This is a genomic window from Alistipes sp., assembly GCF_048465635.1.
GTDB lineage: Bacteria > Bacteroidota > Bacteroidia > Bacteroidales > Rikenellaceae > Alistipes.
The window spans coordinates 1-14389 of record NZ_DBFWLF010000005.1 but is presented as its reverse complement, the minus strand read 5'-3'; the positions used below and the strand labels follow the sequence as shown (position 1 = coordinate 14389).

At 62.2% G+C, this 14389-nt stretch carries 11 protein-coding genes; 4 read left to right on the top strand and 7 right to left on the bottom strand.

Going from position 1 to position 14389, the window contains the following annotated elements; genetic code table 11:
• Window positions 1–145: 145 nt before the first annotated feature.
• The 7 genes from gdhA to ACMO9O_RS00980 all read right to left on the bottom strand — a co-directional run bounded on the left by gdhA (window position 146) and on the right by ACMO9O_RS00980 (window position 10103).
• On the bottom strand, window positions 146–1501 hold the full coding sequence (gdhA, locus tag ACMO9O_RS01010; RefSeq protein ID WP_418981763.1) for an NADP-specific glutamate dehydrogenase: 1356 nt from the start codon (window positions 1499–1501) through the stop codon (window positions 146–148).
• A gap of 321 nt (window positions 1502–1822) precedes the next feature.
• A complete protein-coding gene (locus ACMO9O_RS01005) occupies window positions 1823–3748 on the bottom strand; it encodes an NAD(+) synthase (RefSeq protein ID WP_418981762.1) in 1926 nt (641 codons plus the stop codon).
• A gap of 166 nt (window positions 3749–3914) precedes the next feature.
• Window positions 3915–5132, bottom strand: coding sequence for a peptidase T (gene pepT, locus ACMO9O_RS01000; protein WP_418981761.1), 1218 nt, complete (start codon window positions 5130–5132; stop codon window positions 3915–3917).
• Between the two features lie 24 nt (window positions 5133–5156).
• Window positions 5157–7163, bottom strand: coding sequence for an OPT family oligopeptide transporter (locus ACMO9O_RS00995; protein WP_418981760.1), 2007 nt, complete (start codon window positions 7161–7163; stop codon window positions 5157–5159).
• Between the two features lie 44 nt (window positions 7164–7207).
• Window positions 7208–7534, bottom strand: a complete 327-nt coding sequence (locus tag ACMO9O_RS00990) for a nucleoside triphosphate pyrophosphohydrolase family protein (protein ID WP_418981759.1) — start codon at window positions 7532–7534, stop codon at window positions 7208–7210.
• A gap of 116 nt (window positions 7535–7650) precedes the next feature.
• On the bottom strand, window positions 7651–8901 hold the full coding sequence (locus ACMO9O_RS00985; RefSeq protein WP_418981758.1) for a UDP-N-acetylmuramoyl-tripeptide--D-alanyl-D-alanine ligase: 1251 nt from the start codon (window positions 8899–8901) through the stop codon (window positions 7651–7653).
• A 128-nt stretch (window positions 8902–9029) separates the two neighbouring features.
• Entirely contained in the window at window positions 9030–10103 is a 1074-nt protein-coding gene (locus ACMO9O_RS00980; RefSeq protein WP_418981757.1) for a mannose-1-phosphate guanylyltransferase, read from the bottom strand.
• 160 nt (window positions 10104–10263) lie between these two features.
• Between ACMO9O_RS00980 and pssA the strand changes: the two genes are divergently transcribed.
• The 4 genes from pssA to ACMO9O_RS00960 all read left to right on the top strand — a co-directional run.
• Window positions 10264–10989: a CDP-diacylglycerol--serine O-phosphatidyltransferase gene (gene pssA / locus ACMO9O_RS00975; RefSeq protein ID WP_418981756.1), complete on the top strand. Its 726-nt coding sequence runs from the start codon at window positions 10264–10266 to the stop codon at window positions 10987–10989.
• Window positions 10990–11029: 40 nt separating this feature from the next.
• Entirely contained in the window at window positions 11030–13174 is a 2145-nt protein-coding gene (locus ACMO9O_RS00970) for a putative porin (RefSeq protein WP_418981755.1), read from the top strand.
• Between the two features lie 44 nt (window positions 13175–13218).
• A complete protein-coding gene (locus ACMO9O_RS00965) occupies window positions 13219–13917 on the top strand; it encodes a transglycosylase SLT domain-containing protein (RefSeq protein WP_418981754.1) in 699 nt (232 codons plus the stop codon).
• 173 nt (window positions 13918–14090) lie between these two features.
• A partial coding sequence (locus ACMO9O_RS00960; RefSeq protein WP_418981753.1) for a hypothetical protein occupies window positions 14091–14389 on the top strand: 299 nt, incomplete at its 3' end.

Below are 14389 nucleotides of genomic sequence, written 5' to 3'. Positions count from 1 at the left end.
TATGTTCCGACTGTCCGGAGCGCAGGCCCTCTCCCTCTCCGAGGACGTGCCGGGTAGGGCTGCATTTGCGGGCAAGGGTAGCGACGTCGGAAAGCGCTCTGTCCGTCCGCTCCAGATGCCCTTCCTTTCCGTTTTTCCTCCCCGGCTACACACACCCCTGCGCGAGCATGGCGTTGGCGACCTTCATGAAGCCGGCGATATTCGCGCCCGCAACATAGTCGACGGAGCCGTCCGCCCGGGTTCCGTAGTGGACGCAGACCGCGTGGATGTTGCGCATGATGGCGTGCAGCCGCTGGTCGACCTCTTCGGGCGTCCATTGCAGCCGCATCGAATTCTGGCACATTTCAAGCCCCGAGGTGGCCACGCCGCCCGCGTTGGCCGCCTTGCCGGGGGCGAAGAGGAGCCGATGCTGCCGGAAGACACGGATGGCATCGGGCGTCGAGGGCATGTTGGCCCCCTCGACTATGCACCTGCAGCCGTTGTCGACGAGCGCCTGCGCCTCCGCGCCGTTGAGTTCGTTCTGCGTGGCGCACGGCAGGGCGATGTCGCAGGGGATGCTCCACGGACGGGCGTTCGGGTAGTAGGTCGCCGACGGATAACGGTCGGCGTATTCGCGGATGCGGCCGCGAAAGATGTTCTTCAGCTCCATGACGTAGGCGAGTTTGGCGGTGTCGATGCCCTCGGGGTCGTGGATGAAGCCCGACGAGTCGGAGAGCGTCACCACGCGCGCGCCGAGTTGGGTCGCCTTCTCGCAGGCGTATTGTGCTACGTTGCCCGAGCCGGAGATGCAGACGCGCTTGCCCGCGAACTTCTCGCCGCGCGCGGCGAGCATCTCTTCGGCGAAGTAGCACGCCCCGTAGCCCGTCGCCTCGGGACGCAGCGGACTGCCGCCCCAGTCGCGGCCCTTGCCGGTCAGCGTGCCCGTGAACTCGTCGCGCAGCCGCTTGTACTGTCCGTACAGGTAGCCGATTTCGCGGCCGCCGACGCCGATGTCGCCCGCCGGAACGTCCGTATCCTGCCCGATATGGCGTTGCAGTTCGGTCATGAACGACTGGCAGAACTTCATCACCTCGTTGTCCGACTTGCCTTTGGGGTTGAAATCTGAACCGCCCTTCGCACCGCCCATCGGGAGGGTCGTCAGCGCGTTCTTGAAGGTCTGCTCGAAGGCGAGGAACTTGAGGATCGAGAGGTTGACCGAGGGGTGGAAGCGGATGCCGCCCTTGTAGGGACCGATGGCGCTGTTCATCTGCACGCGGTAGCCGCGGTTGATTTCGATTTCGCCCCGGTCGTTGAGCCACGGCACGCGGAAGATGACCACGCGTTCGGGTTCGGCGATGCGGTCCAGCACCTTCATCTGCTGCAGGACAGGACTTGTGACGATGTGCGGGGCCAGCGATTCGGCCACCTCGCGCACGGCCTGGTGGAACTCCTGCTCGCCGGGGTTGCGGGCGATCAGCCGGTTCATGAAATCTTCGACATACTTGCGGGCTTGCTCGTTCATGGTAAGGTGAGTTTGGGATTTTCGACCGCTAAAATAGCGATCGGCCGCAAGTTCTGCAACTTCTTTAAAAATTTAGTAAAATATTTTATTTATCCGGGTTTCCCGTTTGCTTACTGTCCGTGCACAGAGCGGGCGGTGCGGGCGATTATCCGTAACGAAAACGACGACTCCCGTTAAGGAATCGTCGTCGGAAAAAGTTATCAAAAAGTTTTCGACTTTTCGGTCCGAAACGTTATCCGGGGCACGAAAAGCAGGTCAGGTCTGCTTGCGAGCGGTCGTTTCCGGGGCAGCTTCGTTCCGGATAGTCGCCCCCCCGTCCTGTCAGAGTTTCTCCAGCTCCCGCAGCCAGACGGCTGCCGAGGCGTCGGAGGGCATGCGCCAGTCGCCGCGCGGCGAGAGTGCCACCGATCCCACTTTCGGCCCGTCGGGCATGGCCGAGCGCTTGAACTGCTGGGCGAAGAAACGACGGAAAAAGACCGTCAGCCATTTGCAGATCGTCGCGCGGTCGTAGCTGCCGCGGAACGCCTCATCGGCCAGCAGCAGAATCTTGGCCGGACGGTAGCCCGCCCGTATGAAGTGGTAGAGGAAGAAGTCGTGCAGTTCGTAGGGACCTACCAAATCCTCGGTCTTCTGGGCGATCTTCCCCTCGGCGTCGGCCGGGAGCAATTCGGGGCTTACGGGGGTGTCGATCACATCGAGCAGCGTCGCCCGCGTGGCGGGGTCCGGCTCGGTGTCGGCAGCCCAGCGGACCAGGTGGCGCACCAGCGTCTTGGGAACCGAGGCGTTGACCCCGTACATCGACATCTGGTCGCCGTTGTAGGTCGCCCAGCCCAGCGCCAGCTCCGACAGGTCGCCCGTGCCGACGACCAGTCCGCCCTCCATATTGGCCACGTCCATCAGAATCTGCGTCCGCTCGCGGGCCTGCGCGTTCTCGTACGCCGCCGAACGGTCCGCGGGATCGAGACCGATGTCGGCGAAATGCTGTTCGCACGCCCGGCGGATCGGTATCTCGCGCAGGGTGATGCCCAGCCCGCGCATCAGCTCCAGCGCGTTGTTATAGGTGCGGTCGGTGGTTCCGAAGCCCGGCATGGTGATGCCGATGACCCCTTTGCGGTCGAGCTTCAGCAGGTCGAACGTGCGGACGGCGACCAGCAGCGCCAGCGTCGAATCCAGCCCGCCCGAGATGCCGATCACGGCCTTTTTGCAGCCCGTGTGGGCGAGGCGCTGCGCCAGGCCGTGAGCCTGGATGCGGAAAATCTCCTCGCAGCGGCGGCTGCGCTGCGCGTCGTTCTTCGGAACGAACGGCAGCGGGTCGATGTCGCGGTCGAGCGCCGCAGCCCGCAGTCCCTCGGGGACCTCCATCTCGATGACGGTGTTCTCGGGCGTGCATTCGTTCATGCGGAACGAGGTGTTGCGGCGGCGTTCGAACGTCAGCCGTTCGATGTCCACGTCGGCCACGACCAGCTGCTCGTCGAGCGAGAAGCGCTCCGCCTCGCGCAATATCTCCCCGTTTTCGGCGATGATGCCGTTGCCGGCGAAGACCAGATCGGTCGACGACTCGCCGAAGCCCGCCGAGCAGTAGACGTAGGCCGAGAGCGTGCGGGCCGACTGCTGGGCGATCAGCCCGCGCAGGTAGTCGTGCTTGCCGACCCCCTCGGGCGAGGCCGAGAGGTTGAAGATGACCTTGGCCCCGTTGAGCGCCAGGTGCGACGAGGGCGGAACGGCGACCCAGAGATCTTCGCAAAGCTCCACGCCGAACTCCGTGCCGTTGACCTCGAACGTGAGGTCCGCGCCGAAATCGGCCTGTGCGCCCGCGACGCGGATCGTCTCGCCCGTAATCCCCGCACCCGAGGCGAACAAGCGGTTTTCGTAAAATTCGCCGTAGTCGGGGATGTAGGTCTTGGGTACGACCCCCAGCATGCGGCCCTGCGCGATAACGGCGGCGCAGTTGTAGAGCGCCGAGCCGTGGCGCAGGGGTGCACCGACGATCAGCGTCAGGGGCAGCTTACGCGAAGCCTTGACCAGCGTCGAAAGCCCCTCATCGGCCGCGTCGAGCAGCGCGGGCTGCAACAGCAGGTCGCCGCACGTATAGCCCGTCAGCGAAAGCTCGGGAAAGACCACCGCCTCCACGCCCCGCTGCGCGGCCTGCTCGGCGAGCGCCGCGATCCGGCCGGCATTGTAGGCGCAGTCGGCGACGCGCACCTGCGGGATGGCCGCCGCGACTTTGAGAAAACCGAAACTATCCATAATTCATTAATTAAGAATTGAGAATTAAGAATTAAAAATTGGGTGTGGTTATAGGCTTCCGCGGATGCGTAACAACCCTCTCCTCCCCTCCGGCGGAGAATCTCGCCGGACCTGTATCGGAGGTCTCCTCAATTTTTAATTTTTAATTCTTAATTTTTAATTGTTATTACTTTCCCCACAGCTGCGCCAGGTTCAGAATCACCTGCATCGCCTTGCGCATGGTGGTGAGCGAGCAGTATTCGAATTTGCCGTGGAAGTTCATGCCTCCCGTGAAGAGGTTCGGACACGGAAGCCCCATGAACGAGAGGCGCGCGCCGTCCGTACCGCCCCGGATGGGCCTTACGAGCGGCTTGACACCGGCCATCTCCATCGCTTCGATCGCCTTGTCGATCACCTGCGGATGGGGTTCGACCATCTTGCGCATGTTGAAATACTGGTCCTTGAGCGTGAGCGTCAGCACCTCGTCGCCGTATTTCTTCTTCAGCAGGTCGACGCAGGCCCACATGAAGACCTTTTTCTGTTCGAATTTGTCGGCGTCGTGGTCGCGGATGATGTAGCTGATCGAAGCCTTTTCGACCGTGCCGTTGAGACCGACACAGTGGTAGAAACCCTCGTACCCTTCGGTGTACTGAGGCCGTTCGGCGGCGGGCAGCAGCCCTTGCAGCTCGCACGCCACGTCGATGGCGTTGACCATCTTGTTCTTGGCGTAGCCGGGGTGGACGTTGCGGCCCTGAATCTCGATCTTGGCGCTCGCGGCGTTGAAATTCTCGAACTCCAGTTCGCCCTCCATGCCGCCGTCGACCGTGTAGGCGAAGTCGGCGCCGAACGCCTTCACGTCGAAGAAATCGACCCCGCGGCCCACCTCCTCGTCGGGAGTGAAGCCGATGCGGATCTTGCCGTGGCGCACTTCGGGATGGGCCACCAGGTACTCCGCCGCGGTCATGATCTCGGCCACGCCCGCCTTGTCGTCGGCGCCCAGCAGCGTCGTGCCGTCGGTGTGGATGAGCGTATGGCCCTTGAAGAACGCCAGTTCGGGGAAGTCCTCGACGCGCATCGTGAGCTGGCCGTTGAGGACCAGGTCCCCGCCGTCGTACTCCTCGACGATGCGGGGCTTGACGTCCTTGCCGCTCATGTCGGGCGAGGTGTCCACATGGGCGATGAAGCCGATGACGGGGGCGTTCTCGCACCCCGGCGTGGCGGGAATCGTACCCATGACGTAGCCGTGGGGGTCCATCGTCACCTCCGTAAGGCCCATCGACTGCATCTCGTCGCGCAATGCGGCCAGAAGCACCTTTTGCTTCGCGGTGGAGGGGAATGTCGTGCTCTCTTCGTCCGACTGCGTGTCGTAGGAGACGTATTTGAGAAATCGTTCTTTGAGGTCCATAGTATAAGGTCTAATTTTTAATTCTTAATTGGTCTTCTTCGCCCGCATCGTATGCCAGGTGATGTAGCCGATCAGCAGCAGGTACATCGCAAGGCCGGTCCACTCCGCGCCGTTCGAGGCGGCCCAGCCCGAGAGGAACCAATCGACGCCCGCGAATTTGAGCACGGCGCTCACCACGCCCATCAGCGCGCCGCCGGCGATGAAGCCCGAGGCGATCAACGTACCGCGGTCGAAGCGCGCCTTGTTCAGCGCCTCGTCCTTCGAACGGTTGGAGACGAACCACGCCACCAGTCCGCCCACGACCAGCGGGGCGTTCAGCGACATGGGGATGAACATGCCCAGCGCGAAGGCCAGCGCCGGAACGCCGATCGCGGTGAGCGTCAGCGCCAGCGCTGCGCCGCAGAAGTAGAGCATCCACGGGGTCTGGCCGCCGGTCATCAGCGGCTGAATTACCGCTGCCATCGCGTTGGCCTGCGGGGCCACGAGCGCCCCTTCGCCCACGAAGCCGTAGGATTTGTTCAGAATGATCATGACGCCCGCCACGGTTGCAGCCGCAACGAACGTGCCCAGAAATTTCCAGGTCTCCTGCTTGCGGGGCGTCGTGCCGAGCCAATAGCCGATCTTGAGGTCGGTGATGAAGCCGCCGGCCATCGACAGCGCCGTACAGACCACGCCGCCGATCACCAGCGCGGCGGTCATGCCCGTCGTGCCGCTCAGACCGACGCTCACCAGTATGAGCGACGAGAGGATCAGCGTCATCAGCGTCATGCCCGACACGGGGTTCGTGCCCACGATGGCGATGGCGTTGGCCGCCACGGTCGTGAAGAGGAACGCGATGACGAAGACGATCAGGATCGCCGTAATGGACTGCGTCCAGCCGTCGAGCAGCCCGAAGTGGAAGAAGACGAAGATGGCGATCAGTGCTGCGATAAGGATCGTCAGAACGCGCTTCATCGTGATGTCGCGCTGCGTACGTTCCGTGACGGCGACCGCTCCGGCGCTCTTGCCGCCGAACTCCGAGACGGCGAGGCCCACGGCCTGCCGGATGATCTTCGACTGGCGGACGATGCCGATGATACCGGCCATGGCGATGCCTCCGATGCCGATCGGCTTGCCGATGAAGGCGAAGAGATTTTCAGGGGTGAAGAGCAGCTGCGGGTCGGCCAGAATATCGGCCCGCGTGACACCCAGCAGCGAAGCCATCGCCGCGGGGTCGATCGAGGTGGAGAGCGAACCCACCAGCGGCACGATCAGAAACCACACCAGGCAGGAGCCTGCCGTAATGATCATGGCGTACTTGAGTCCGATGATGTAGCCCAGACCCAGCACGGCGGCCGAGGTGTTGAGGCTGAACACCACCTTGAACTTGTCGGCGAGCGTGTCGCCCCAGGCGGCGATGCGCGTCGAGACGGACTCGGTCCAAAGGCCGAACGTGCCTACCATGAAGTCGTAGAGACCGCCCACCAGACCCGCCACGGCCAGCAGTTTGGCCTGGTTGCCGCCCTTTTCGCCCGAGACGAGCACCTCGGTGGTCGCCGTGGCCTCGGGGAAGGGGTATTTGCCGTGCATCTCCTTGACGAAGTATTTGCGGAAGGGGATTAGCAGCACGATGCCCAGCAGACCGCCGAAGAGCGAAGAGAGGAACACCTGCCAGAAAGCGGCGTCGAGGCCCAGGATGTAGAGCGCCGGGAGGGTGAAGATGGCCCCCGCGACGATCACGCCCGACGAGGCGCCGATCGACTGGATGATGACGTTCTGACCGAGCATGTTCCGCTTGCCGAGCACGTTGCCCACGCCCACGGCGATGATGGCGATGGGGATGGCGGCTTCGAACACCTGCCCGACCTTCAGGCCGAGGAAGGCCGCGGCGGCCGAGAAGACGACGGCCATCAGAACGCCCATCAGCACCGAATAGGGCGTCACCTCGCGCGGGGTGGACGAGGCGGGCATCAGGGGCGTGTACTCCTCGCCCGGTTTAAGCTCCCGATAGGCGTTCTCGGGCAGTGAAACGTTGGGTCTCTGTTCTTCCATAAGCGTTTGGATAGGTATTATTCTTAATTTTTAATTTTTAATTGTCACCGGTTGTCTCCGCTGCCGGAGATGATGTGGCGCTGCATGCGCGAGCGGAGCTTGTCGACGTTCATCTGCGCCACGTCGTCCAGCTCGTAGCCCAGATCGCGGGCGAGTGTGGCGCAGTACCACATCACGTCGCCGATCTCCTTGACGATCTCCAGCCGTTTTTCGGGGGTGAACTCCTCGTGAGAGTCCCGGATCACTTTCTTCACTTTGTCAGCCACCTCGCCCGCTTCGCCCGTGAGGCCGAGCGTGGGGTAGATGATGCGGCGGTCGTCGGGATAGATCGCCGTTTCGAGGGCGTGCTGCTGGTATTCGTTGAGTGTCATAGGGGGTGTTTGGTTTTTTGCAAAAGTAGAAAAATAATTTCAGAATACGCAGCCTCAGAATCCGTTTCCGACGGTCGACGGGCGTATTTCGCAAGACGCGGGCGTGCCGCTGCGGCTCACAGCAATTCGACGGCCTTTTCCAGGCCGATGCCGCGGGAGCCTTTGAGGAGTACGAGCGCGTCCTGCACGGGGTGTTTGCCCAGCTCCGCGCAAAGCGCTTCGCACGAGGGGTAGAGCGTCGCTGCGGGGAGCTCCCGCTCCCGGAGGGCGTCGTAGGCCCGCGCGAACTCCGCACCCACCAGCACCACTTCGGCCGCGGGGTCCGTGGCGGTGAGGCGGAGGATGGCGGCATGCTCTTCCCGCGACCATGCGCCCAGTTCGAGCATGTCGCCCAGAATCAGCACGCGCCGCGCGCGCCCGCCGAGCGGTTCGGCGAGGAAGTTGGCGACCGAGGCGCGCATGCTCGACGGATTGGCGTTGTAGCAGTCCGCGACGAGCGTGTTGCGCGGGGTGGTCATGCGCTGCGAGCGGTTATTGTCGGGGGCGTAGCCGGCCACCGCGCAACGGATGCGCTCGTCCGGGATGCCGAAGAAGCGTCCGACAGCCACTGCCGCGGCAATGTTGTAGCGGTTGTAATCCCCCTCGAGGTGGTTCTCCACACCGTCGGCCAGCGCTGCGGAGTAGTACTCCACCGTGAGCGTCGTACGTTCCGCGGCCATGCGGCACAGGGTCTCGTCCTCGCGGCGGACGAAGGCGCGGCCGCCCGTGCGGGCGAGAAAGTCGTACAGCTCCCCCTTGCCGCGGCGCACCCCCTCGGGACCTCCGAACCCCTCCAGGTGGGCGCGGCCCACGTTGGTCAGCAGGCCGTAATCCGGCTCGGCGATCGACGCCAGCAGCGCGATCTCCCCGCAGGCGCTCGCGCCCATCTCCACCACGCCGAACTCCGTCGTGCGGTTCATGGCGAGCAGCGTCAGCGGTACGCCGATATGGTTGTTGAGGTTGCCGTGGGTGGCATAGACCGCATAGCGCTCGGCCAGCACGCGGCTGACCAGCTCCTTGGTCGTGGTCTTGCCGTTGCTGCCGGAGACGGCCAGCAGGGGAATGCCCAGCGCCCGGCGGTGTTCGCGGGCGAGTGCCTGCAACGCCTCCAGCGCGTTTTCGACCCAATGGATGCGCGGGTTGCCGTTCACGGCAGACCGATCGTCGACCACGGCGCAGGCCGCCCCCTTATCCAGCGCCTCGGCGGCGAAGCGGTTGCCGTCGAACGTCGCTCCGCGCAGCGCGAAGAAGATCGAACCGGCTGCGATCCGCCGCGTGTCGGTCGAGATCAGCGGGTGTTCGCGGAAAATATCGTAGAGTTTGCTCATAATCGGTTGCACATGCGACAACTCCCTCGCAGCGGGAGGGAGTGTCTGGGATCGGACCTCATGACGGCGAATGCCGGGTGCTTGCGAACGGCGCCGCAGCGGACGGAAGAACGCCTCCGGGGGCGGCCTCAGATGTGTTTGTCGCCGTTGTGGAACTTCACCTCGTCGATGAACTTCTTGATGTTCTGCTCGTCGGAGCGGGGGCAGATCATCAGCACGTCGTCCGTGTCGACGACGATGTACTCCTTCAGCCCGCTGATGACGGCGATCTTGTCCTTGGGCAGCGAGACGATCGACGAACGGGTGTCGTAGAGGTAGCACCCCTCCTCGGGCACGGCGTTGGCGTAGCGGTCCTTGCGCGAATGCTGGTAGACCGAGCCCCAGGTCCCTACGTCGCTCCAGCCGAATTCGCCGCAGCGGACGAATACGTTGTCGGCCTTCTCCATGATGCCGTAGTCGATCGAGATCGCGCGGCACTCGGCGAAGGCCATCTCTACGATATTGGGTTCGGCGTCGGTTCCCCAGGCGCGCTGCACGCCGCTGAAGAGCAGGTGGTGTTCGGGCAGGTATTTGCGGAATGCCTCGACGATGGCGGTGACCTTCCAGATGAAGATGCCCGAATTCCAGAAGAATTCGCCGCACCGAAGGAAGGTCTGCGCCAGCTCAAGATCGGGCTTCTCGGTGAAACACTTGACCTTGCTGATGGGCTGCGTGTCCGACACCTGAATGTAGCCGTAACCCGTGTCGGGCCGCGTGGGTTTGATGCCAACGGTGAGCAGCGCGTCGTGCTCGCCGGCGAAGGCGAGGCACTCGGAGATGATCGTGCGGAAATCCTCCTCGTTGAGGATCAGGTGGTCGGCCGGGGTGACGATCATCTCGGCATCGGGGTTCTGCGCCAGCAGCGTATAGGCCGCATAGGCGACGCAGGGGGCCGTGTTGCGGCCCACCGGCTCGCACAACACCTGTTTCTCGCCGATCTCGGGGATGTGCTCCAGCACCAGCTCCTTGTACTTATAGTTGGTCACCACCAGAAAGTTCTCCGGCGGGACGATCTTTGCGAAGCGTTCGTAGGTGTGACGGATGAACGATTTGCCCGTTCCCAGGATGTCGAGGAACTGCTTGGGCATCGACTGCCGGCTCTTGGGCCAGAAACGCGAACCGATGCCGCCCGCCATGATCACACAATATTTGTTGCTTGCCATAGTTTGAAATAGGGGTTATTCTCCTGCCGGGGACGGCGCGGACGGGCGTTTTCGGGACCCTGCGCGGCGCGTCCTCTCCGGGCGGATGTTTGCTTTGGCAAAGATAAAAATATTTTGTAACTTTGCCGCCTGTTGCAATAATTTAATTTTCGGGCGACCGATGAAGATCAAACTGTTCACCATACCCAATCTGCTGACGCTGGCCAACCTGCTGTGCGGTTCGTTCGCAGCCGTCTGTGCGCTGGTTTACGGCAACCTGACGGCAGCGTTCTGGCTGGTGGTGCTGGCTGCCGTGTTCGACTTCCTGGACGGCTTCGCGGCGCGGCTGCTGAAGTGTCCGTCGCCCATCGGGCTGCAGCTCGATTCGCTCGCCGACGTGATCTCGTTCGGATTCGTGCCCGCGGCGGTGCTCTACGTGATGACCTCCCCGCTGGCGGACGCAGAGGTGTGGGTGCGCTACGCCATCACGCTGGTCTGCTTCGCCATGACTGCCTTTTCGGCCCTGCGGCTGGCCAAGTTCAATATCGACGAGACGCAGCACACGGAGTTCTGCGGCCTTCCGACCCCCGCCAATGCACTGTTTTTCACCTCGCTGGGGTTGATCTGCGCCCGCACGGGCTTCGATTCCCACCATTTGCTCCTGCTACTCTTCCTCGCCCCCGTCATGTCGTGGATGTTGGTGTCACCCGTGCGTATGTTCGCGCTCAAGTTCCAGGGCTTCGGCTGGCGGGGCAACGAGGTGCGTTACGGGTTCCTCGCGGGGTGCGTCGTGCTGATCGCTGCGCTGCGGCTCTATTCGATCCCGGCGATTATCGTCGTCTATATCCTCATTTCGGTCGTGCGGTGGATTGCGCGCTGCGCGAAAGGGTGCGATTTGAATAATTAAAATTTTTTAATTACCTTTGCCGCGGAATCCGCTCTTTTTCATGTCGCACCTGTCGAAAGGCATATCGCTTACGCTCCTGTTCGGACTGCTTCTGGCACTGCCCGGCGCGGTGCGTGCGCAGGGGTTCGACGCACGCGACCTGATGCGGGCGCAGCAGCGGGGGGAGAACACCAATATTTACGGAGCGAACCCTTTCGAGCAGCCCGAAGAGGAGAATCCGGAGGATCAGAACAAGCAGGATACCACCAAGAAGGAGCGCAAGATCCGCAAACCGCTCGAATCCTACTTCTTCAGCGATTCGATCCGCGCGCTGAACAACTTCAAGTGGAACATCAGCCGCGACTACAACCGCGTCGACATCCAGCCGCTCGACACTACGCTCATGAACTGGCGGATCGACTATCCGTTCTACCTCGACGGCGTGGGCGACATCGCCCAGGGCGCGCTGGGACAGACCTCGATGCCGCTCAACTACTTCAAGCGGCCCCAGTTCTTTGACTTCAGTTTCGCAAGCCCCTACTACGCGTACATCTACGACATGGAGAACGTGCCGTTCTACAACTCCAAGCGGCCGATCATCCGCCTGACTTACATCGAGTCGGGCCAGAAGCGTTTCCGCGAGGAGAACTTCAACATCATGCACGCGCAGAACATCTCGCCCACGACCGGTTTCAACGTCGACTACAAGGCGCGGGGCACGCGCGGACAGTACGTCTGGTCGCGGACCAAGAACCACAACCTCGCGGTCGCCTTCAGCCATACGGGCAAGCGCTACTCGATCCATGCGGGCTACTACAACAACCACATCGAGCAGCAGGAGAACGGCGGCGTGGTGGGGGAGTGGGCCATTGCCGACACCACGTTCGAAATGCCCTCCGGCGTGCCGATGAAGCTGGCGGACGCCGAGGCGCAGAACATTTACCGCAACAACGCCTTCTTCGTCACGCAGTCGTACGGCATCCCCCTGCAGCGGCTCACCGACGAGGATTTCTCGATGGCTAACCTCTCGGCGGTCTACGTGGGGCACTCCTTTGAGTACAGTTCGTGGAGCAAGGTCTACTCCGACAAGCGGGCCTCCTACATCAACGAGCGGGACCACCGCGACGAGAACGGCAGCTTCGTGGCCGACACCACGGAATACTACAAGGACTGGTACATCAACCCGCTCGAGACGCGCGACTCGATCTACGAGCGGGTCATCTCCAACCGCGTCTTCGTGCAGGCGCAGCCCTGGGACCGCAACGGCATCGTCGGCACGATTGATGCAGGGGTGGGCATCGATCTGCATACGTACTCGCAGTTTCGGCTGGACGGCTTTCTGAGCGGCCGGTACGAAAAAGTCAACAAAACCAGCTACTTCGCCTACGGCTCGGTCGGAGGCAAGTTCAAGAAATACATCGACTGGGATGCGAACCTCAGGTTCTACCCGTCGGGATACAGAGGCGGAGACCTCCTCCTCGGCGCCCGCCTGGCGCTGAAGGGAGCACTCCGCGGACACCCCCTGATTCTCGAAGGACGGTTCACGATGGACCGCCGTTCGCCCAACTACTGGCAGGAGAATCTATTCTCGAACCACTATGTGTGGTCCACTCCTTTGGACAAGGAGAATGAAACTCGTATCGAGGCCAAGTTCTCGGTTCCCGACTACGCTTTTGAAGCGGGGGCCTGGTTGGGCGTTGTCAGCAACAAGATCTACTACGGATCGGACAGCCGCATCGCCCAGCAGGCGGAGAACGTCAGCACGACGAGTGTGTACGCGCGCAAAGATTTCCGCTTAGGCGGACTTCATTTGGACAACAGGGTATTGTTGCAGTGGAGTACGGATCAAGAAGTCATACCCGTTCCGCTTTTTAGCGCCTTCCTTTCGTATTATTACGAGTTCTGGGTCGTGCGCAATGTTTTACGCTTACAGATCGGTTTCGACGGGCACTATCATTCGATGTACTATGCGCCCAGTTACAACCCCGCGCTGTCGGTGTACTACAACCAGCGGGACGTCGAGGTGGGAAACTATCCCTACCTGGACGCCTTCGTCATGGGAAAGTGGAAGAGAATGCGGATATTTCTCAAATATCAGCACATCAACAAGGGACTGTTCGGTAACGGAGAATATTTCTCGGCGGCGCACTATCCGCTCAATCCGGGCATGTTCAAAATCGGTATCTCATGGGGTTTCTATGATTAGCGTACTGTTCTGCGCGGTGTGAACTGCCCGCAAAACAACCTTTTATGTTAAAAAAGACAGTTTTAACTTTTGCGTTCTTAACTATCCTGACCACTTTTTACGGCTTCAACGCCCAGTTCGGCGCACCCGCGACGGAAGACATGCTGCTGAACGACGACGGCGCAACGCTGCGCAACTCCCTGCTCCGGGAGGGCGATTACGTGATCTCGGCCTACGATCAGATCATCCGCAACATCTCCGAACAGGAGGGGCACGACTGGCGGCTGATGTCGGCCATCGCCTACCACGAATCGCGCTTTACGCCCGACATCACCTCACGCAGCGGAGCGCGCGGCCTGATGCAGATCATGCCTTCGGTAGCGCGCCAGTTCGAGGTCCCGGCCGAGCAGATCATCAATCCGGAGACCAACGTGTGGCTGGCCAACAAGCTGCTGTCGAAGATCATTTCGACGCTGCGGCTGCCCGCCGGAACCCCGGACGAAGACCGGATGCGCATCATCCTGGCTTCGTACAACAGCGGGATCGGCCATGTGGGCGACGCACGCCGCCTGGCCCGCCTCTATGGCGAGGACCCCAACTCCTGGGAGGTGGTGGCCCGCTACCTGCAGCTCAAGGCCGAGCCGGAGTACTACCGGAACGAAGTGGTCAAATGCGGACGTTTCACCGGCAGCCGGCAGACGCTGGCCTATGTGAACGACGTGATAGGACGCTACAACAGGTATTGCCGTATTGCCGGGAGGTAACGCGTGCGATCGACGACTGAAGGCAGGACCCGATTCGGGCCCTGCTTTTTTGCGGGTTCGGCACGCGCCTTGTCGGCGGAAAGGCCCCTCCCGTACGCGATCTTTGAGCCAAATCTTTGGATATTAGATCGTTTTTGTGTATCTTGCTCAAGTCCCACCCAATCACGACTTCTATGTCCCGTTTCTCCCTTCTTCCGACGGTGCTGGCAGCACTTCTCTTCCTCGGCTGCGGCGACAGCGGTACGGTCGACGATCCCGAACCGAACAACCCCCGCCTGAACCTGCTCTCCCCCGCACCGACGCCCTTCAGCGCTGCGGGCGGCAGCGCCGAGCTGGTGTTCTCCACCGCGGAAGCGTGGCGGATCACCGCCTCGCCCGCCAACGAGGCGTGGTACTCGGTCAGCCCCCTTTCCGGCGGGCCGGGCGAGCGGATCACCGTGCGCGTCACCCTCCAGCCCAACGAAGCCTACAC

Excerpts from the sequence above, each read along its gene's own strand:
- gdhA (WP_418981763.1), bottom strand. The coding sequence starts at position 1,501 with ATGAACGAGCAAGCCCGCAAGTATGTCGAAGATTTCATGAACCGGCTG.
- ACMO9O_RS01005 (WP_418981762.1), bottom strand. The coding sequence starts at position 3,748 with ATGGATAGTTTCGGTTTTCTCAAAGTCGCGGCGGCCATCCCGCAGGTG.
- pepT (WP_418981761.1), bottom strand. The coding sequence starts at position 5,132 with ATGGACCTCAAAGAACGATTTCTCAAATACGTCTCCTACGACACGCAG.
- ACMO9O_RS00995 (WP_418981760.1), bottom strand. The coding sequence starts at position 7,163 with ATGGAAGAACAGAGACCCAACGTTTCACTGCCCGAGAACGCCTATCGG.
- ACMO9O_RS00990 (WP_418981759.1), bottom strand. The coding sequence starts at position 7,534 with ATGACACTCAACGAATACCAGCAGCACGCCCTCGAAACGGCGATCTAT.
- ACMO9O_RS00985 (WP_418981758.1), bottom strand. The coding sequence starts at position 8,901 with ATGAGCAAACTCTACGATATTTTCCGCGAACACCCGCTGATCTCGACC.
- ACMO9O_RS00980 (WP_418981757.1), bottom strand. The coding sequence starts at position 10,103 with ATGGCAAGCAACAAATATTGTGTGATCATGGCGGGCGGCATCGGTTCG.
- pssA (WP_418981756.1), top strand. The coding sequence starts at position 10,264 with ATGAAGATCAAACTGTTCACCATACCCAATCTGCTGACGCTGGCCAAC.
- ACMO9O_RS00970 (WP_418981755.1), top strand. The coding sequence starts at position 11,030 with ATGTCGCACCTGTCGAAAGGCATATCGCTTACGCTCCTGTTCGGACTG.
- ACMO9O_RS00965 (WP_418981754.1), top strand. The coding sequence starts at position 13,219 with ATGTTAAAAAAGACAGTTTTAACTTTTGCGTTCTTAACTATCCTGACC.